We start from the raw sequence: 20,089 nt of genomic DNA on the forward strand, positions 1-20,089 counted from the left end.
CGGGTCGTATCCGGCGCACCGGGAAATGTTTTCTTACAGCCCGCGTATTGAATGGTCGGTTGCTTAGCTCCGCGGCGGTAGCTAGCATCAGTTTTCGTTTTCAGGCGCGTCCTTCCGACAATGTCATCCCGTCCCGCTTCGCCAAGGAATGCAGCGCTGCCCACGCCATTGGACACGCGCATTGAAATCGAGACGCCAGAAGGCATCGACATGCTTCTGCGCCCTGCCGGGCTGGTTTCCCGCGCACTGGCGTTCGGCATCGACTTTGCTATTCGCGCAGCCCTCATCGGCGTGTTCTTTGTGCTTCTGCAACTGTTCGACAAGCTCGGCATGGGTCTGGCCGCTTTGGTGTTTTTTCTGCTGAACTGGTGGTACATGGTGCTGTTTGAAGTGCTCAACCAGGGACGCACACCCGGAAAGCGCCTGCTCGGGCTGCGGGTGGTGCATGACGACGGCACGCCCATAGACTGGTCTTCGTCGCTGATCCGCAATCTGCTGCGCTTCGTCGACATGCTCCCGCTGGGCTACGGGCTGGGGGCGATCACTTGTCTGAACCATCCGCTATTCAAACGGCTGGGTGATCTCGCCGCCGGAACGCTGGTGATTTACAGCGACCGGCCGGTGGCGCGCCCTACCCTGCCGCAGGCCGAACCGGTCATGGTGCCCTTTGCCCTGCATCTGGATGAACAGCGGGCGGTGCTCGGTCTGGCGGAGCGGCAGGGTGAACTGTCCAGCGCACGAACCCAGGAACTGGCGGCCATCCTTGCCGAACCCTTGCGTATCCCCGCCGACACGGCGGTCGCTCATGTCAACGGCATCGCCCGCAACCTGCTGGGGCCGACATGAAGCAGAGCCTGTTTGAAACCCGCCATCAGCAGGAGTGGCAACGCTTTGAGCAGCGCCTGACGGCCCTTGAACAGGGCAAGGGCGATGTCAGCGACGGCGAGAGCTTTCCCGGCGATTATCGACGCCTCTGCCACCATCTGGCGCTGGCCCAGGAGCGCGGCTACAGCAGCCATCTGGTCGACCCCCTGCACCAATTGGCCATGCGCGGTCACCAGCAACTCTACCGTCACCGCAGCACTGCCGGGGTACGACTGCTGAGCTTCGTTCTGAGCGGCTTTCCGCGACGCGTGCGGGCCGAGTGGCGCTTTGTACTGGTTGCCAGCCTCCTGCTGTTCGGCAGCCTGATCGGCATGGCGTTGCTGGTGTATGGTTTTCCACAACTGATCTACAGCGTCGTCAGCCCCGAACAACTGGCAGACATGCAGAGCATGTATGACCCGTCTGCCAGCCGGGTCGGACAGCCCGTCGAGCGGGGTTCCGATACGGACTGGATGATGTTCGGCTACTACATCATGAACAACATCGGTATCGCCTTCCAGACCTATGCCAGCGGTTTGCTGTTCGGACTGGGCAGCCTGTTCTTCCTGCTCTTTAACGGGTTGATGACCGGCGCAATCGCCGGGCACCTGACATACATCGGATACGGACAGACCTTCTGGCCCTTCGTCATTGGTCACGGCGCCTTCGAGCTGACGGCCATCGCCCTCGCCGGGGCGGCGGGTCTCAAGCTGGGCTGGGCCTTGCTGGCCCCCGGAAGGCTGACGCGCAGTGCCGCGCTGCGCATCGCCGCGCGGGCCAGTATGCAACTGGTCGGCGGGGTAATCCTGTTTCTGCTGATCGCAGCCTTCATCGAGGCATACTGGTCATCGATGACCTGGCCCGGACCACTTCTCAAGTACGTGACAGGTACCGTCCTGTGGGTGATGGTGGCCGCGTATCTGACTCTGGCAGGACGTACACCTCATGCGCCTGACTGAGTCGACCGTTGCCATACGCCCGCGCTTGCCCTGGGAAGCCATCGACCTGGGCGTGCTGCTCGCCGGGCGGCACAGCCGCGTGCTGATGAGCAGTTGGGCAATCGTCACCCTGCCCTTTTTCGGCATCCTCAGTGCGTTGCTCTGGGATTACCCCACGGCCGCCATCCTGCTGTTCTGGTGGCTCAAACCTGCGTTCGAACGGTTGCCGCTGCTGATCCTTTCGCAGTCACTGTTCGGTGCCACGCCGACACTGCGACAAGCCCTCAAGGCATGGCCGGCGACCCTGAAGGAGCAACTGCTGCCCAGCCTCCTGTGGCGACGTCTTTCCCTGAGTCGCAGTTTCCAACTGCCGGTGCAGCAACTGGAGCATCTGGCAGGTACCGAGCGCGCCCTGCGCATCAGCCTGCTCAGCCAGAAAGACCTGCGTGCCGCACAGCTGCTCACCATCGTTGGCGCACACCTGGAATACGCACTGTGGATAGGCCTGCTGATCCTGCTCTACGCCCTGATACCGCAGCAGATCCAGATCGACTGGCACTGGATGAGTCTGCTCGACGTTGAAAACCAGTGGCTGTGGATCGACCACCTGACTAACCTTTTCTATGCCCTGGCGCTGGTCATCTGGGAGCCTGTGTATGTCGCCTGCGGCTTCACCCTGTATTTGAATCGCCGCACGGTTCTTGAAGCCTGGGATATAGAGCTGATCTTCCGGCGCCTGCGGCAGCGCCTGATCGGCACGGCCTATGCGGTGTTGATGGGCGTCGGGCTGGTACTTTCTGCAGCGCCAGCACCGGCTTGGGCCGATCAACCCAGCTACAGCTGCCCATTGCCGGAAACCGCTCAGACGGACCCTGCCCCGTCCATGGCCGCGCCCGACACACCGCGCCTGACCCGCCAGTCCCTGACCAGCGAGGCGGCACGCAGCCAGATCCAGAACGTTCTGCAACAACCGCCCTTCCGTAATCCAAAGACTGAAACCGGCTGGCGCTTTCCTGAAAAACAGAAAGGCCAGTCTGCGGCTCGGGACGCGCGCGACCAGAGCTGGCTGATGACTTGGCTCAATCGGCTTCTGCGCGCAGCGAGCGCCCTGGCCAGCCTGATTGAAGTGCTGCTGTGGGCCGCGGTCATCGTGCTTGTGGGGCTGGTGATCTTCCGTTATCGGGACTGGTTCAGGACCTTCGCAGGCCGAGAGGTCAGCAAGGTAAAAACCACCCGCCCGGCGCCGGAGCAACTTTTCGGCCTGCAAGTCAGTGCCGAAAGCCTGCCCGACGATGTTGCCGGCCGGGCCGAACAGCTCTGGAACAGCCAGCCTCGCGAAGCGCTGGGTCTGTTGTATCGCGCCCTGCTCAGCCGCTTGCTGAGCGACTATCGATTGCCATTAAAAAATGCCGATACCGAAAGTCAGGTGCTGGAACGTATCGCCGCGCTCAACCAGCCGCGGCTGAGTGAGTTCAGCCACACGCTGACCCTGCACTGGCAGAACCTCGCCTATGGACATCGCCTGCCACCGGCCCATGCCCGGCAGGAACTCTGCGATGGCTGGCGTCGTCTGTTCAGCCAGGCAGCGCAGCCATGAACCGCCGCACCGGCCTGCTGATCGGGCTGCTGGCCCTGTTGCTGCTGGCAGGCGGCGCGCTGTTTCTGAGCACTCAGCTCGAGCGCTACGAGAAAACGGTCGATCAGGGCCCCTCGCCACAGGCGAAGGCCAATCCCTGGCTGGCGGCCGAACATTTTCTGCGTGGCCGCTCCATCACGGTCAATACCATCGACACGCTGGCTCAACTTCCCGACCCGACTCAGAGCACCCAGACCCTGCTGCTGCTCGATGACCGGGAAGACATGACCCCGGCGCAAACCCAAAAGCTGCTGAACTGGGCCGAGGCAGGCGGGCACCTGCTGTTCGTCGCCGAACAACTTTGGGACGAACAAAAAGGCCGCAGCGGCGATCTGCTGCTGGACAGTCTGCAGATTCATCAGTACCTCACCAAAGACATCAATGCCAAGGAACAGCAGTTGACCGACGCTCAGCCGCCACTGCCCATCCCGCTGATGACGCCCGCCCCCAAACGCAAGAAAATGCCCTGGCCGGAGCTGACCCGCCTGTACCTGGAAAACGAGAGCGCCCCGGCCTACATGAGTTTCGATCCGGCGTTTCACCTCGAAGACCCGGAAGATAACGCTCAATCCTGGGCCAACAGCGCCGATGCCACACACCTGCTGCAAATAAGCCGGGGCAACGGGCTGATCACCGTCGTCACGGACGCCAACCTGTGGAAAACCCGCTCGATCGGCCACTATGACAATGCCTGGCTGCTCTGGTATCTGACGCAGGACAGCCAAGTGACCCTGGTGCTGCAAACCGAACACGACAACCTGCTGAGCCTGTTGCTGCGCAACTATCCTCAGGCGCTGCTGACGCTGGCACTGCTGATCGGCCTGGGTCTCTGGCACATCGGTCTGCGCGAGGGCCCGTTGCGCAGGCCCGCGCCACTTGCACGCCGCCAACTGACCGAGCACCTGCGCGCCAGCGCCGAGTTCCTGCGCAAACACACCGGGCAGCAGGCGCTGATCAAACGCCTGCAACAGGACATCCTGCGTCGCGCCCGCCAACTGCATCCCGGTTTCGAGCGGCTGGTCGTTGCCGAACAGTGGCAAGTGCTTGCACGCCTGACCCGTCAGCCCACCAGCGCCATCAGCGACGCACTGCGCCCTCGCCCGCCGCAACGCCTGTCACACAGCGAATTCACCCGCCAGGTAGCCCACCTGCAAACGCTCAGGAATGCCTTGTAACCCGGCACCCGCAGAGGGCCGTTTTTCTGTACATCAATCACCCGGTGTGTGAATGCCAGGCCGAATAGGGATCATTCCAGTGAGCCCTGTCCGATAAACCACGTCCAGCAGCGTATAACGAATAAAGGGAGGCTCTTTCCAGGCAGAAAGAGACCTACCCCAGGCACCGGGTCACATGCTTCACCGCCTGATAGGCCGCTAGTCCCCAAGGCCCGAGCTCACGCCCGATACCGCTGCCCTTGTTGCCGCCCCACGACGTTTCGACAAATACCGCCTGGATCGAGTTGATCCACACATGCCCTACTTCCAGCGCATCGGCCACCCGTTCGGCGCGCTCGATATCAGCACTGGCAACCGTCGCAACCAGCCCAAAGCAGCTGTCATTGGCCAGGTCGACAGCTTCCTGTTCAGTGCTGAAACAGCGGAGGCACAGCACCGGACCAAAGATTTCTTCACTCCACAGGCGACTGCTGACAGGCACGTCGCGGTACAACGTCGGGCTGACGAACCAACCATCACGTGCCAGTGCTGTTCCACCGGTCAGACACTGCATACCCTCCTCCCGGGCAACAGTGAAATACTCACGGACCTTGTGCCACTGCGCCTCACTGCTCAGTGGTCCCATGTCGACGTCTTCAGTCAGCGGATTACCGACCCGCAGCGCTTCGAATGCCTTCTGCAAACGAGGAATCAATGCCTCGGCGATGCCCTCCTGAACCAACAGCCGCGAGGTGGCCGAGCACATTTGCCCGGCGTTCCAGCAGATGCCTGCGACGATCCATTCCACCGCCTGATCCGGGTCGCAATCGTCGAATACGATAATCGCGGATTTACCGCCCAGCTCCAGCGTCACCGGCCGACAATACGCCGCTGCGCTGTGCATGACCTGGCGGCCCACACCGTTGCTGCCGGTGAACGACAGCTTGTCCAGACCTGGATGGTTGCTCAACGCTGCGCCGGTATCAGCCCTGCCGCTGACGATATTCAGCACTCCGGCGGGCAAGCCGAGCGCGTCGGCAATTTCGCCGTAAACCTGCTCGATCAGGGGCGTGACCTCCGAGGGCTTGAGCACCACAGTGCAACCGGCAGCCAACGCCGGAGCGAGTTTCCAGGCACTGGTGACCAGCGGAAAATTCCACGGCACGATCAGACCCACTACGCCCACCGGCTCCAGGCGGGTACGCGAAGTAAAGCCGGAGGCGGCCAGTTCAACCTCGCGATGGGTGGGCTGAGCCTCGATCAGGTGGGCGAAGTAACTGAACGTTGCCACGGCGTCATCCAGATCGACTTCGGCTTCATGACGAGGCTTGCCGTTATTGCGCATCAGCAGCGCAATCAAGGCTTCGCGGCGCTGCGCGAGGTGATCAGCAAAGCCGCGCAGCAATGAGGCACGTTCGGCAGCAGGCGTATTTTTCCAGACGGGAAGCGCAGCGCGGGCAGCGGCGACAGCCTGATCGACCTGCGCGCTGCTGGCGCTGATCACTTCGGCGAAGGGCTGGCCCAGAGCGGGCTCGTGGACGATCAGAACGTCGGCGCCCTGGCCTTCCAGCCAACGACCGTTGATGTAATGCGGGGTGTTCATGGCAGAGCTCCATCAAGAATTCCATGCAGGACGCAATTGCACCGGGCAGGCTTTATCCGCCAGGCAGACGCCACCGATTTGCGGCTGAAGCGGATTGGCTCGCAGCGGCGGCGGTGACGACGCGCGGCGGCTCAAGGCGCAAACGGCGGCGCCTCTTCGATTTCGATAATCAGCGGCCGGTCATCCGGCGCTTCACGCAGCAGCGCCTGCAGGTGCTGGTAATCGCGAGCACGTTCAGCCACACAGCCGAACCCTCGGGCGATGGTCAGAAAGTCCGGCGTATGGATGTCCACGCCCAGCGGCGTGATGTCGCGGCGCTCCATGTAGCGCTTGATCTCGCCGTAGCCCTGGTTATTCCACAACAACACAATAATGCCGACCCGCGCCTCCACGGCGCTGGCAAGTTCCGGCAGGGTGAACTGAATGCCGCCGTCGCCCATCAGGCTGATCACCGCGCGCGAGGGCTCGGCCAGTCTGGCCCCGATGGCCGCAGGCAAGCCGTAGCCCAGGGTGCCGTAACCGGTAGAGGCATTGAACCAGCGACGTGGGCTGTCCAGCTCCACCAGGTGATTGCCGCTGTACACCGTCTGCGTCGAATCACCGACAAAACGCGCCTCGGGCAGCACTTCAAGCACGCACTCGAACAGTTTTCGGTAATGCGCCCAGGCACTGAAGCCTTCGGCCAGTTGCTCCTGCGCCGCCGCGGTTCGTTGGGCACCCGGGCTGGCTTTATTGACCGCACGCACTGGCAACTCGGCAAGCAAGGCACTTATTGCCGCAGTGGCATCGCTGAGGATCGCCAGACTCGGAGGATGGTTGCGGGTCAACTGCCCGGCATCGATATCGATGCGAATCAACTCGCCGCCAATCCTGAAATTGCCGTCGAACACCACATCGTAATCGGTCTCGCCCAGCTCGGTGCCAATCGCCAGCACCACATCGGCGTCCAGCGCCAATTGCCGAACCGGCATCAGCGACTGGTTGCTGCCCAGCAGCAACGGGTGCCCGGCCGGCAGCAGGCCTTTGGCGTTGATGGTCAGGGCCGTCGGTGCATCCAGCCGGGCCGCCAGCTCGCGCACTTGCTCCATCGCTGCGACACAGCCACCGCCGAGCAGCAACAGCGGACGCCGGGCCGAGCGCAACCGTGCAGCGGCCCGGGCAATGGCTGTAGGGTCCGGCGCGGGTCGATCGATGATCTGGCGCGGCTGCAGTGTCATGTGCGCGGCGCTGGCGACGATAATGTCCAGCGGCAGCTCGATGTGTACAGGCCGTGGACGCTGGCTGTCGAAGACGGCAAAGGCCCGTGCCAGAACCGCAGGCAGTTCCTCGACGCTCATCAGCGTGTGGCTGAAGGCACTGACCCCGGCGACCATCGCGCGCTGGTTCGGCAACTCGTGCAGATAGCCATTGCCCAGACCCAGCCGATGACGTTCGTTGACGCTGGAAATCACCAGCATCGGGATCGAGTCCGCATACGCCTGGCCCATTGCCGTGAGGATATTGGTCATGCCCGGGCCAGTAATGATAAAGCACACCCCGGGCTTGCCGCTGACCCGTGCATAACCGTCGGCCATGAAGCCCGCGCCTTGTTCGTGGCGCGGCGTGATATGTCGAATGCCACTGCCCGGCAAGCCGCGATACAGCTCAACCGTATGCACGCCGGGAATGCCGAATACCGTGTCGACGCCCCAGGCGCTCAGTTGTCTGACCAGAAACTCTCCACAGGTGGTCATGCTGCGCGCTCCTGTTCCAGGCCGATAAAGCGTCGCACGCGCGGATCGCCGTCCTGGCGGATAGTCGCGGGCGAGGCATCAGTGACCACATGGCCGTTCTCCATGAACACGATGCGATCGGAAATCGACAGCGCGAAATCCATCTCATGAGTGACGATCAGCATGGTCATGCCCTCGGCAGCCAGATCCTGAATGACGTTGAGCACGTCGCCGACCAACTCCGGGTCCAGCGCCGAAGTCGGTTCGTCGAAGAGCATGATGTCCGGTTCCATCGCCAGCGCACGGGCAATCGCCACACGCTGCTGCTGGCCGCCCGACAATTGATGCGGGTATTTGTCGGCATGCGCCAGCAACCCGACACGATCCAGCAGCGCATGGCCCTTGCGACGCAATTGAGCGGTGCTGGCCAGGCCGTGATAACGCGGCGCGAGAATGACGTTGTCGAGAATGGTACGGTGCGGGAACAGGTTGAAGTTCTGGAACACCATACCGATGCGCCGGATGCCCTGCCGGATCACCGGAGAGTCGGCGCGTTCTCCTGCGCGAATGAAGTCATTGCCGAACAGGACAATCTCGCCCTGATCGATGCTTTCCAGATTGTTGATCGTGCGGATCAACGAAGTCTTGCCGGAGCCGGACGGACCAATGATCGAAATGACTTCACCGGGCCTGACCAGCAGGTCGATGCCCTTGAGTACTTCGTGGTTGCCATAGCGCTTGTGGATACCGCGCAGCAGCAGGGCATCGGGTTGTCCCGGAACCGGCACGCAACGTGGCTTGCCAGACCCTGCGGGTTGGCGCAGGGCATCGGTCTGCGCATCCTCCAGGGTCCGTGCGTTTTTGCGCGACAAGTCCAGATGACGCTCGGCCCATTGCAACAGCCAGCCAAACAGCGTGACGATCAGCACGTAGTACATCGCTACTGCCGCCAGGGTTTCCAGCACCAGAAAGTTTTGTGCGTAAAGGCGCTGGCCAACCAGCAGCAACTCGTTGAGCGAGATCACCGACACCAGCGACGTCAGTTTGACGATGGTCACGTATTCGTTGGTCAGCGTTGGCAGCGATATACGAATCGCCTGCGGAATGACCACCAGACGCTGCGCGCCCAGACCGCGAATGCCCAGCGCTCTGGCGGCTTCACGCTGGCCCTTGAGCACTGACAACAGCCCGCCTCTGTGAATCTCGGCCATGTACGCCGTTTCGGTCAGTACCAGGGCGATCAGCCCGGAATAAAACGGCTGCGACAAGACACTGCTTGAGGCCGGAAACAGTTGCGGCAGGTTGTAAACGAACACCAGCAGCACCAGCAACGGGATGCTACGAAACAGCCAGATGTACAGGCTGGCCGGCACGCGCAACCACGCATGTGTCGACAGCCTGGCGCTGGCCAGCAGGAAACCCAGTGCCAGACCTGCCGTCCAGGACAGGACGCTGAGCTGAACCACCGTCAGGCAGGCTTTCCAGAAAGCCTGTACGGAGAACAGCGAGAAAAAATAGGCCCATTCGAATGCCATGATGACCTCGGTGCAGCAGATGGATGGCGAAGGCCGAGCGGCGAACCGCTGTCGCCGCAGGACCGTCTCTGGCCGTTAAGCAGGCACCGCATTCGCGCAAGCAGCTCTTTGCCGGCTGCGCGATGCGCGCGCGTGACAAAAAGCCGCTGGCTGTGAAGTGTGCGGGCAGCCGTGACTTACGCCGGTTCCAGGTTGTACTTGCTCAGCAGCTCACGGTACGCATCGCTCTGCTTGTAGCGTTCGACCACATCGCGCAGTTTTTCAATCAGTTCGCCGTTGCCCTTCTTCACATAGATGCCCAGCGTCTGCGGGTAGAGGGACTTTTCAGAACTGATCACGATGCGGCCACGGGCCTTGTCGACGATCATTTTCGCCGCCGCCGAGATCTCCAGATGTGCCTGAATATTGCCGGAGATCAGTGCCTGCGACGCCTCTGCCGTGGTCGGAAACTCACTGATCGCGATTTCGCCCTTGTTCTGCCGGACGCAGTAATCGGCTGACACGGCCTTGAGCTGATTGATCCAGTTGGTGCCTTGCTGCAAACCGACCTTCAGGCCGCACAAGTCTTCAGGCTGCTGGGGTTTCGCGGCGCTGTCGCTGCGTACCATGATGGCTGCGCCCACCTGCGCATATGGAATCGCCTCGGCCTGCCGGGTCCGCTCATCAGTGATGTACATGCCGGAAATGATGGTGTCGAAGCGGTTGGCGTTAAGGCCCAGGATCAGGTTCGGAAAGCGTGTGTCGACGAACTCGACCTTCATACCGCCCAGTTGCCTGGCCAGCTCGTTCGCCACCTCGGGGTCAAAACCCACCACCTTGTCACCCTCGTAGGACTCGAACGGTGGATAGGAAATCTCCATGCCGACTTTCAGCGTACCGGGTGTGGCGGTGGGCGCAGCCTGAACGCTGCCGGCAAACAGGGCCAGGCCCAACAGACATGTGGCGAAGCGCGAAAACGTGGTGTTTGGCATAGTCGTCATTCCAGATTGAGGGAAAAGGCAGATCACTAAGTCACGCTCTGGTTTTTCAGGTGCCCGAAGCTTGAAGGCTTTCTGGCGTGCTGAGGCAGGGCAAGCTGCCCATCGGCAACACGCTGGCGAAGGTATTGGTAGGTCTGCAAAGCCTGAGCCCACATGTGCTCGCCAATGGCGACAGGCGCGTAGTTCTGCTCGCCGTCCGCGAACTGCGGCAGGGGTTTGATCAGGGTGTGGTAGTCGCAGGCATAGAAAAGCGGGAACGAATAACGCTCTCGCTGAATCTTGCGCACGCGGTGCGCCGTGGCGACAAATGCACCCGCGGTCATTACCTCCAGCATGTCGCCGATATTGACCACAAAGGCCCCTTCCACCGGCGGTGCATCGATCCACTCACCCCGCTCGTTCATGACCTCCAGACCCGGCTGATCGGCCTGAAGAATGGTGAAACACTCATAGTCAGTGTGCGCGCCAATGCCTGGCGCGTCCTGGGCATCGCCATCGAACGGGTAGTGGATCAGGCGCAGCTTGGAAGGTGGAAAGCGGGCCATGTCATCGAAGGCATGCTCGTCCAGGTCAAGCGCCAGAGCAAAACCGCGGAACAACTGATGCCCCAGAGCGAATACCGCCTGATAGTAGGCCTGCACCGCCGCCCGAAAGCCCGGCAAGGCCGGCCAGTCGTTTGGCCCCAGCAGCGGTGTGCCGGCGAGTACCAATGGGTTGTCGGCGGGCACTTCAAAGCCGATGTCGAACGCCTCTTTATGGTCCGGCTTGCCAGTCCCGTACACTTCCTCGCCCTCGGGAACGAAGCCTTTGTGGCTCTGCGAAGCGCCGATGTAATGTCGCATCTTGGCGTCCAGCGGCTGGGCGAAATACTGCTCGGCAGCGCGGTGCAGATTCTCGATCAGTTCAGGCGCGATACCGTGACCGGTGATATACACAAAGCCCACACGCCGGGCCGCTTCGCCGAGAGCCTTGGCCACTGCCTGGCGATCGTCCAGACGTTCGCTGAACAGGCCGTGGATATCGACCAGCGGAACGTGGGTGAAAGCAGAAGGTTGACTCATGGCAGCAGGCTCCCCGGACGGTTGAAAAGCGCAGAAAAGTGTTCACGCTCGGTACGGCCCATCCAGGCGTTAAGGCCCCACAGATCGGCTACTGGCACATTGGTGAACGGTAAATGATGCAGGTAGCCATCAGGCCCGAACTCCGGCGTCAGCGTGGTGCCGGCAAAGCCACGGGCGCGCTGCGAGCGCCAGATCGCTGCCCAGTGCTGCTGATGGAATGCCAGCGCGGCGGCGTATTCCGGCGCGCCCGGGTGCGGCACTTGCGGCCCTTGGTCATAACCGACCCGGGCCTGAATGTGGTGCACACGCTCGACGAAAGCGCTGAGATCGTCGGCAGGGTCATCGAGCAAGCGCTCACAGGTCACCACCCAATGGCTGATATCACTGGTGAAACGCAGATCCGGCACCTGCTCGATCAATTGCAGGGTCAGCCATGGGTTGAACAGTGAGCGCGCGCGGTGCGTCTCGAAGCTGCAGGTCAGGCCACTGCGCCGGGCGATTTCCAGCGCTTCGCCAAAGAAATCCACTTGCTGAGCCAGCGGCCAGCGGTCGTTGCCGGCCAGCACATTGACAAACCGCGGCGCCAGTTCGGCAGCCTGTTGCAGCTTGCCGGCGAAATCCACCAGATGCTCGGCAGGCGTCGCCGCCTGCACCGGCAGCACTTGGCTGGAGGTGAATAGAGTGGCGATGTACGGCACACAGTTATCCCGCAGGAACGCCGCGAACGCTGCACGCTCGGCTGTCTGCTCGGGGATGCGCGCCTCGAAGCCCTCGAAGCCCGCTTCACGCGCCTCAAGCAGCGCCTGCTGCCAAGTGCCGCGATAGCCCCACAGTGTACGAAAGAGTTCCAGTTTCATGGGCAAACCTCGCCGCCTGTGCCCGCAGTGGCACAGCGCGGATCACGAATGGGCGGTGGCTGACGGGGTGGCGCTGCTGATGGCCTTGCGCCCCAGCATCGGGTGCGCGCCCTTGGGGCCATACACTGAAACTGGCTCCGGAAACGAGCGCAGCAAGGTCAGGTACAGCAGCGCCGCCAGGCCCAGAGTGATCGGCAGACTGATGTCGATGCCTGCGGCCAACTCGCCCAGCGGCCCGACAAACTGGCCAGGCAGATTGACAAAGCACAGGCCCACCGCCGCACTCGGAATCCACGCGCCCAGCCCGCGCCAGTTCCAGCCGTGGTGAAACCAGTAACGCCCGCCACGCTGGCCACGGGTGAACACCTGCAAGTCATCGGCGTGGTAAAAACCGCGACGACTGATCAGGCCGAGGATCATCACCACCATCCATGGGCTGGTGCAGGTAATGATCAGCACTGCGAAGGTCGACACGCTCTGCACCAGATTAAAGGTGAAGCGACCTATGAAGATAAAGGCAATCGCCGCCACACCGATCAACAGCGTGGCTGCGGCTCGGTTGAGTAGACGCGGGAACATGCTCGACATGTCCAGTCCGGTGCCATACAACGCCGTGGTGCCGGTAGACAGCCCTCCGATCACCGCAATCAGGCACACCGGTAAAAAGAACCAGCCGGGTGAAATCGCCAGTAAGCCACCGACATAGTTGTTGGACTCGATGTACTGCGGCGCATGAGTCGCGACCAGCGTCGCGGTGCACAGGCCAAACAGAAAAGGGATCAGCGTGCAGGCTTGAGCCGCGAGCACTGCCAGCATGATGTGCGATCTGGAGGTGTCGCGCGGGATGTAGCGCGACCAGTCGCCGAGAAAGGCGCCGAACGAAACAGGGTTGCTCATCGCCAGCAAGGCCGACCCGGTGAAGGCCGCCCAGAAGCCCGGTTGCAGCAGATTGACGCTGCCGGCATAGCCCGGATCGAACGGCCCTGCAAAGGCCAGGATGCCCGACAGAAACAGCAGGCTGGATGCCCAGACCGCGACCTTGTTGATCCACAGCATGAAGCGAAAGCCGAAGATGCATACGATCAGCACCAGCACTGCGAACAGCCCGTAGGCCAGCCCCAGGCTGGTATTGTTTTCCGGCAGGCCGACCAGCCGCTGAGCGCCGCCGACCAGCGCATCGCCAGAGCTCCAGACCGAAAGGGAAAAGAAGGCCACTGCGGTCAGCAGTGACAGAAACGAACCGATGATGCGCCCGTGCACACCGAAATGCGCGCCGGAAGATACCGCGTTGTTGGTGCCATTGATCGCACCGAACAGGCCCATCGGCGCGAGGATCAACGCGCCCATTGTCACGCCCAGAACGATCGCCCAGACGCCGGCCTGGAACGACAGCCCGAATAACACCGGAAAACTGCCCAGCACCGCCGTGGCAAAGGTATTGGCACCGCCGAAGATCAGACGAAACAGATCGATAGGGGAAGCATCGCGTTGGGTGTCGGGTATCTGTTCCACACCAAAGGTTTCGATACGCGTCGAATGGCTCATGTGTTGCTCCAGCGCCTGTCACGGTTGTTGTAAGGCCAGCGCAGGCACGCTGACCCTTTATAGCCGCCCGTTAACCACGGACGGGGGGGTTTCCATTCAATCGACTTCCGGCACACTTCCAACGTCAGCACGCGACTACACCGGTGCGTGAGTCTTGCCCACCGGTTCGCGAACCACATTCGCTCCCGCGAATGAAACGTGTGTCGTGCTCATTGTTATTGTTGCGAACAAACCATCCTTAAACCGATGTCACCACCGACAAGCGTGCGCGCCAGGCCAGCCATTGCCCGCTGTCGTAGCCGAACACAATCGTCTCGCACGCCTGCAACGACGTTCCTCAGCCGTACGGATCAACCCGGCTTCGCGAATCACCGGCGTATCACACCAGGCAGCACACAGAGCATCTCGTAGAGCAGATTGGCACCCAGCAGCGAGGTGTTGCCGGTGGTGTCGTACGGCGGCGACACCTCGACCAGATCGCAACCAATCAAGTCCAGCCCCTGACAACCGCGAATGATTTCCAGCGCCTGAATCGTGGTCAGCCCGCCGACCTCCGGTGTCCCGGTGCCTGGCGCCCAGGCCGGGTCGATACCGTCAATGTCGAACGACAGATACACAGGACCGCCGCCGACCTTCTCGCGCACTTCTGCCATCAGCGGGGTCAATGACTTGTGCCAGCACTCTTCGGCCTGCACGACGCGGAAGCCCTGTTTACGGCTCCAGTTGAAATCCTCAGCGGTATAACCCTGCGCACGCAGACCGATCTGCACAACACGGTTGCTGTCCAGCAGGCCCTCTTCCTGCGCACGGCGGAATGTGGTGCCGTGGGCGATCTTTTCGCCGAACATGTGATCGTTGACGTCGGCATGCGCATCGATATGCACCAGCCCGACCTTGCCATGCTTCTTGTGAATGGCGCGCAGGATCGGCAGCGTCAGCGTGTGATCGCCGCCCAGCGTCAGCGGCACGATGTCGTGCCCCAGAATCCGGTCGTACTCCTGCTCGATAATGCGTACTGCATCCAGCAGGTTGAAGGTATTGATCGGCACGTCACCGATGTCTGCCACGTTCAGCGAATCGAACGGCGCGGCCCCCGTGGCCATGTTGTAAGGACGAATCATCACCGACTCGGCGCGGATCTGCCGTGGCCCGAAACGAGTGCCGGAACGTAGCGAGGTGCCGATGTCCAGCGGAATGCCGACAAACGCGGCGTTCAGCCGGTCGAGCTCTTCAGCGCTCTGCACATGCGGCAAACGCAGCATGGTGGCGATACCGCCAAAACGAGGCATCTCGTTGCCGCTCAGGGGCTGGTGGAAAGTCGTGTCCACAGGAGTGCCTCACCGTGTTGTCATTAATGTGAGGTCATTCTGGTGACGCCTGGCAGCCGGAAGAATCGCTGCAGACAAAAAATCAGTTCAGAGATTTCTAAACTATCTATGGATACACTCTGCCCCTGATCCTCTCCACACTCCCGCCGGCTTTGCACCTGCGTGAAGGGGCTCAGCCCACGGCAAGAACGTTACATACCCACTGCCTGAACATAGCGGTACACGCCAGCCGGCCTGAACCGGAAATACCCGAGCCACGCTGCGCCTGCCATCGGAGACGCCAATGTCCTCTGTCCTGCCTGACATCAAATTGCTGCGCATCTTCGCCAGCGTTGTGCGCCATCAGGGCTTCGCCGCCGCGCAGCAGGAGCTCAACCTCTCCACGTCTGCAATCAGCACCTACATGAGCCAACTCGAAAGCCAGCTTGGTCTGGTTCTCTGCCATCGGGGCCGCGGTGGATTCAGTCTGACCAGCAAAGGCGAATTGTTCCACCAGGAAACCCTGCGGCTGCTCGCTGAACTGGAGGGCTTCGAACGCTACAGCGCTGCCCTCAAGGGTGAACTGCGCGGCACCCTCAACCTCGGCGTTCTCGACTCCACTGTCAGCGACCCGGCCCTGCCGCTCGCGGACGTTATCGGTGCCTACAGCAAGGAGCACCCTGCCGTGCACTTGCACCTGAGTGTTCTCAGCCCGGCGCAGTTGCAACTGGGCGTACAGGAAAATCGCCTGGACCTGGCCATCGGTGCCTTCTCGGTTCGTATGAGCGGCCTGATGTATCAGGCTCTCTATCGCGAACAACACTGGCTGTATTGCAGCGATCGCCATGAACTGTTCGACCAGCGCCGCATTCCGGCAGAAGTGATCACCCGGCAGCGTATGGTCGGACGCGGCTACTGGAGCCAGGCAGAACTGGCGCGGCATGGGTTCAAACATAGCGCCGCTACGGTGGAGTCGATGGAGGCCCAGCTGATTCTGGTGCTGTCGGGGGCGTATATCGGCTACCTGCCCGAGCATTACGCGCAATTCTGGGCGGATCAGAAACGCTTGAAGGTGTTGCTGCCGACGACGTTCGGCTATCAGGCACCGTTTTCTCTGGCGTTGCGTAGGGGCAGATCGAGGGAACCGTTGATACAGAGCTTTCGTGATCGGCTCAAAGGCTGGTTCGAGGCGGGGTGACAATGCGCAGCGGAGGCAATCGTCGCGCTCGGAGATAACCCGGGTACAAGTGCAATTTCACACGGAGTGGTAGACCGCTCCCCCCTCTTTTCAGCACACTGAGAAACTTGAAAAAAGCCAAATCAGCTTAGCGCCTGATTTACCGACGATAAACACAGGCAACCGTCAACAGGACGCCGGAACGCATGAGCGAGCAAACGCCCGACCCATCGGTAAGCACCGAGCCATTTATCGAGCCCTGCATCGAGCCTGTCAGCCCGACCGTTGCGGCAAGCACCCAGTTGCAACAGCGTCAACGCGCCAGCCAGCTGGCCCAGGCGTTGCGCAACGAGCTGCAAAAGGCCGTGATCGGACAAAATGCGGTTATCGACGACGTGTTGACCGCGCTGATCGGCGGCGGACATGTACTGCTGGAAGGTGTTCCGGGGCTTGGCAAGACGCTGCTGGTTCGGGCGCTGGCCAGTTGTATCGGCTGCGAATTCGCCCGCATCCAGTTTACGCCGGACCTGATGCCCAGCGATGTCACCGGCCATGCGGTGTACGACATGCAGACCGAGCAGTTCAAGCTGCGCAAGGGGCCGCTGTTCACCAACCTGCTGCTGGCCGACGAAATCAACAGGGCACCGGCCAAGACCCAGGCCGCATTGCTCGAAGCGATGCAGGAGCGGCAAGTCACCCTTGAAGGGCGCGCCCTGCCGATCCCGCAGCCGTTCATGGTGCTGGCGACCCAGAACCCCATCGAGCAGGAAGGCACGTATCCATTGCCTGAAGCTGAACTGGATCGTTTCATGCTCAAACTGCGCATGGATTATCCTGATGCGCAGGAAGAGCTGAACATGGTGCGCCAGGTCACCCGCTCGTCCCGGGCTGACATGCTGGACGTGCGACCGCTCAGGGTCATCATGCAGGCCCGCGAGGTTCAGGCGTTGCAACGTATTGCCAGCGAGCTGCCGATTGATGAGCAGGTGCTGGACTACGCCGTGCGGCTGGCACGCAGCACGCGCACCTGGCCGGGTCTGAGTCAGGGCGCTGGCCCCCGCGCTTCGATTGCGCTGGTGCGTGGCGGGCGGGCCCGAGCCGTATTGCGTGGCGGCGAGTTCGTGACCCCGGACGACATCAAGGGCTGTGCACTGGCGGTGCTGCGACACCGGGTCAGGCTGTCGCCGGAGCTGGACATCGAAGGGCTGTCGGTGGATCAGGTGCTCAGGCAGATCCTCGATCAGGTCTCGGCCCCGCGCCTGTGACACAGGTCCTCAAACCGTCGATAACGCTGCTGCGCTGGCTCGGCGGACTGATGGGCGTGGCCTTGCTGCTCGGCACGCTTCGTGGGCTGAGCATCGAGTATCCGGCAAAAATCGATGACCTTTACTGGGGAGCATTGCTGGCCCTCGTTGCCGTGAGCCTGCTGGATGCGATCTGGCTGCTCAGAAGCCCCTCGCCACGCGTGCAGCGCGAGCTGGCGGGCAGTCTGGCGCTGGACCGCTGGAACGAAGCCCGACTCGACGTGCAACACGACGGTGGCCGACCCGTTACTGTGCGGCTATTCGATCATGTGCCGCACGGGCTGGAACACGAAAACCTGCCTCAGTCCCTCACCCTGGCCGCACGCGGAAAAGGCAGCATCGGCTATCGCCTGCGCCCCTCAAGCCGGGGTCATTTCACGTTTGAACGGTGCGAAATCAGCCTGCCGGGGCCTTGGCGCCTGTGGACAGTACGACGCTACCTGGCAGTGCCCGGCACCACGCGGGTCTATCCGGATTTCGCCCGCTTCTGCGGCGGGCAATTGGTGGCGGTGGATAACTGGCTGAGCCAACTGGGTGTGCGCCAGCTGCAACGTCGCGGGCTGGGCATGGAGTTCAACCAGTTGCGTGAGTTTCGCGAGGGCGACAGCCTGCGCCAGATCGACTGGAAAGCTACCGCCCGCCAGCGAGCGCCCATTGCACGGGAGTATCAGGACGAGCGGGATCAGCAGATCGTTTTCATGCTGGATTGCGGACGCCGAATGCGCAGTCAGGACGGCGAACTGTCTCACTTCGATCATGCGCTCAACGCCTGCCTGCTATTGAGTTATGTCGCGCTGCGTCAGGGTGATTCTGTCGGCATTGCGACCTTTGCCGGCGAGCAGGATCGTTATCTAGCTCCGGTGAAGGGGCCCGGGCAGTTGAATCGCGTGCTCAACTCGGTCTATGACCTGCAGACCACCCGGCGCCCCGCTGACTACAGCGCCGCTGTGCGCCAGCTGATGGTTCGTCATAAGAGACGCTCACTGGTGGTGTTGATGACCAACTTGCGCGATGAAGACGATGAGGAGCTGCTGGCCGCCGCAAGACAGCTTGGCAAACAGCATCGGGTACTGATCGCCAGTCTGCGCGAAGAAGTGCTCGACGGCCTGCGTCAGTCACCGGTACACACGTACGATGAAGCGCTGAGTTATTGCGGGACAATCGACTTTCTCAACGCCCGTACTTCGCTGCACGACCGTTTGAGTGCGCAAGGCATCGTGATCATGGATGCGCGACCAGGAGAACTGGGGCCACAGCTGGTCAACCGTTACATGAGCTGGAAAAAGGCAGGGGCGTTATGAACGACGTCCTGCCCGTCAGGCAGCAGCCTCAGGCAGAGGCTTCATAGGAAGGGTAAAAACAGAAGTACTGTCGCAACAGCTGCACGAACTCCAGATACTCTGTCGAGACTTGGCACAATTCAAAACCGGAGTCATAACTGCCAGGTGTCTCATCTTCATGACACCAGAGGCACGTGGCGCTCACGTCGATGGGCTGTCCGACATTGCCATTCGGCAATTTCAGACACAGATCGAACCTGGCGCCCACCAGGATCGGCAGGCTGCTGATAAGCATCAGCCCCTCACCGGACACATTCCCCAGACAGCCCATCAGCTTGCCAGTATGGCGATTGAAAACCTGCAGATAATCCTGCAGTTGATGGCGTTCGATTTTCCGCTCTTTATACATGGCAGGCTGCCTTCCGAGTCGGGTGTTGCGCCCAGGCAACACCGTGTATTCGTTGCGGACTTCAACTGCGCTGCACTACAGAAGCGATCCAGGAAACAGCCTCGACCCGGTGCCCTGCAGCTCGTCCAATGTGTGACCTCAGCCTAGCTCAGAATTATTCGAAAGCCACCCGAACACAACGCCTTCCATTCAAACGAGGGTAATTATTTCGATACAGGAGCGTTTCGAACAGGTACAGGTATGGTTCTGGCCGGCTGAGCCTTGGGATAAAGACCCGTTTGTGCCAGCGTGTCGAGTCTGGCGCGTGCACGGAAGGCGTATTCGCTCTCTGGATACTGGGCCATCAGAAATTGATAAGTCTGCGCTGCATCGACGTACAATTTCTGCCGTTCCAGGCACTGGCCGCGCAACATCGACACTTCCGGCTGGACATAACGGCGTGAGCGGCTCTGGCGTTCGACCTTGGAGAGATCGAGCATCACCCGATCACAATCACCTTCCTGATAGGCACGGTAGGCGTGATCAAGGTTGGAATTCATCGCCCAGCGGGTGCAACCGCTGAGCGCAGTCAGTAATACAACAATCGTTACAATACGCATGGGACTCTCCTGTTCTCTGCCCTGTATCGGCGTCATGGCCTGTTTCTTCAGGCCAATAGAGCGCCGGTTGTCAGCCGATTGCCCTCCCTGACCCTGACACGGTAGTGCAAAGGAACAATGACTAAAGA

The 20,089-nt window shown here is 61.4% G+C and carries 17 protein-coding genes; 7 read left to right on the forward strand and 10 right to left on the reverse strand.

Annotated elements, in window-relative coordinates; genetic code table 11:
- Positions 1-120 precede the first annotated feature (120 nt).
- From ACW55A_RS08490 to ACW55A_RS08505, 4 genes are read left to right on the forward strand one after another with little or no spacing between them, the layout of a single operon-like run.
- Complete coding sequence (locus tag ACW55A_RS08490) at positions 121-846, forward strand: RDD family protein (protein ID WP_044308898.1); 726 nt, start codon at positions 121-123, stop codon at positions 844-846.
- A complete protein-coding gene (locus tag ACW55A_RS08495; protein ID WP_498810898.1) occupies positions 843-1,823 on the forward strand; it encodes a stage II sporulation protein M in 981 nt (326 codons plus the stop codon). The genes ACW55A_RS08490 and ACW55A_RS08495 overlap by 4 nt, the downstream gene beginning before the upstream one ends.
- Positions 1,810-3,399, forward strand: coding sequence for a DUF4129 domain-containing protein (locus ACW55A_RS08500; protein WP_455808460.1), 1,590 nt, complete (start codon positions 1,810-1,812; stop codon positions 3,397-3,399). The genes ACW55A_RS08495 and ACW55A_RS08500 overlap by 14 nt, the downstream gene beginning before the upstream one ends.
- On the forward strand, positions 3,396-4,613 hold the full coding sequence (locus ACW55A_RS08505; protein ID WP_455808459.1) for a DUF4350 domain-containing protein: 1,218 nt from the start codon (positions 3,396-3,398) through the stop codon (positions 4,611-4,613). Before ACW55A_RS08500 ends, ACW55A_RS08505 begins: the two co-directional genes overlap by 4 nt.
- 154 nt (positions 4,614-4,767) lie before the next feature.
- Here ACW55A_RS08505 and ACW55A_RS08510 read toward each other — a convergent pair whose 3' ends face one another.
- The 8 genes from ACW55A_RS08510 to speB form a co-directional block, all read right to left on the reverse strand.
- The gene (locus ACW55A_RS08510; RefSeq protein WP_096127807.1) at positions 4,768-6,195 is read right to left on the reverse strand and encodes an aldehyde dehydrogenase family protein; all 1,428 of its coding nucleotides are present in this window, start codon (positions 6,193-6,195) and stop codon (positions 4,768-4,770) included.
- A gap of 131 nt (positions 6,196-6,326) precedes the next feature.
- Positions 6,327-7,928 (reverse strand): 5-guanidino-2-oxopentanoate decarboxylase, encoded by a 1,602-nt coding sequence (locus ACW55A_RS08515; protein WP_455808458.1) that lies wholly within the window; start codon positions 7,926-7,928, stop codon positions 6,327-6,329.
- Positions 7,925-9,442: an amino acid ABC transporter permease/ATP-binding protein gene (locus ACW55A_RS08520; RefSeq protein ID WP_122265440.1), complete on the reverse strand. Its 1,518-nt coding sequence runs from the start codon at positions 9,440-9,442 to the stop codon at positions 7,925-7,927. The genes ACW55A_RS08515 and ACW55A_RS08520 overlap by 4 nt, the downstream gene beginning before the upstream one ends.
- A 176-nt stretch (positions 9,443-9,618) precedes the next feature.
- On the reverse strand, positions 9,619-10,413 hold the full coding sequence (locus tag ACW55A_RS08525) for a transporter substrate-binding domain-containing protein (RefSeq protein ID WP_096106761.1): 795 nt from the start codon (positions 10,411-10,413) through the stop codon (positions 9,619-9,621).
- A 35-nt stretch (positions 10,414-10,448) separates the two neighbouring features.
- Positions 10,449-11,483 carry an isopenicillin N synthase family dioxygenase gene (locus tag ACW55A_RS08530; protein WP_054082073.1) on the reverse strand — a complete coding sequence of 345 codons (1,035 nt, stop codon included), beginning with the start codon at positions 11,481-11,483 and terminating at the stop codon, positions 10,449-10,451.
- Positions 11,480-12,340, reverse strand: coding sequence for a sugar phosphate isomerase/epimerase family protein (locus tag ACW55A_RS08535; protein WP_455808457.1), 861 nt, complete (start codon positions 12,338-12,340; stop codon positions 11,480-11,482). Before ACW55A_RS08535 ends, ACW55A_RS08530 begins: the two co-directional genes overlap by 4 nt.
- A 42-nt stretch (positions 12,341-12,382) precedes the next feature.
- Complete coding sequence (locus ACW55A_RS08540) at positions 12,383-13,885, reverse strand: purine-cytosine permease family protein (RefSeq protein ID WP_498810897.1); 1,503 nt, start codon at positions 13,883-13,885, stop codon at positions 12,383-12,385.
- 368 nt (positions 13,886-14,253) lie between these two features.
- Positions 14,254-15,213 carry an agmatinase gene (speB, locus tag ACW55A_RS08545; RefSeq protein WP_240880284.1) on the reverse strand — a complete coding sequence of 320 codons (960 nt, stop codon included), beginning with the start codon at positions 15,211-15,213 and terminating at the stop codon, positions 14,254-14,256.
- A 283-nt stretch (positions 15,214-15,496) separates the two neighbouring features.
- Here speB and ACW55A_RS08550 point away from each other — a divergent pair, with 283 nt between their 5' ends.
- From ACW55A_RS08550 to ACW55A_RS08560, 3 genes are all read left to right on the forward strand, one after another.
- Positions 15,497-16,390, forward strand: coding sequence for a LysR family transcriptional regulator (locus ACW55A_RS08550; RefSeq protein WP_003363886.1), 894 nt, complete (start codon positions 15,497-15,499; stop codon positions 16,388-16,390).
- Positions 16,391-16,575: 185 nt separating this feature from the next.
- Positions 16,576-17,634, forward strand: a complete 1,059-nt coding sequence (locus tag ACW55A_RS08555) for an AAA family ATPase (RefSeq protein ID WP_248685412.1) — start codon at positions 16,576-16,578, stop codon at positions 17,632-17,634.
- A complete protein-coding gene (locus tag ACW55A_RS08560) occupies positions 17,631-18,974 on the forward strand; it encodes a DUF58 domain-containing protein (protein ID WP_455808455.1) in 1,344 nt (447 codons plus the stop codon). The genes ACW55A_RS08555 and ACW55A_RS08560 overlap by 4 nt, the downstream gene beginning before the upstream one ends.
- 28 nt (positions 18,975-19,002) lie before the next feature.
- On the opposite strand, the gene ACW55A_RS08565 is transcribed toward ACW55A_RS08560, so the two are convergent.
- Entirely contained in the window at positions 19,003-19,362 is a 360-nt protein-coding gene (locus ACW55A_RS08565) for a PilZ domain-containing protein (protein ID WP_003363889.1), read from the reverse strand.
- 203 nt (positions 19,363-19,565) lie between these two features.
- Positions 19,566-19,961: a tetratricopeptide repeat protein gene (locus tag ACW55A_RS08570; protein ID WP_003363891.1), complete on the reverse strand. Its 396-nt coding sequence runs from the start codon at positions 19,959-19,961 to the stop codon at positions 19,566-19,568.
- Between the last annotated feature and the right edge of the window lie 128 nt (positions 19,962-20,089).

The organism is Plantibacter cousiniae (nom. nud.) (assembly GCF_977070315.1).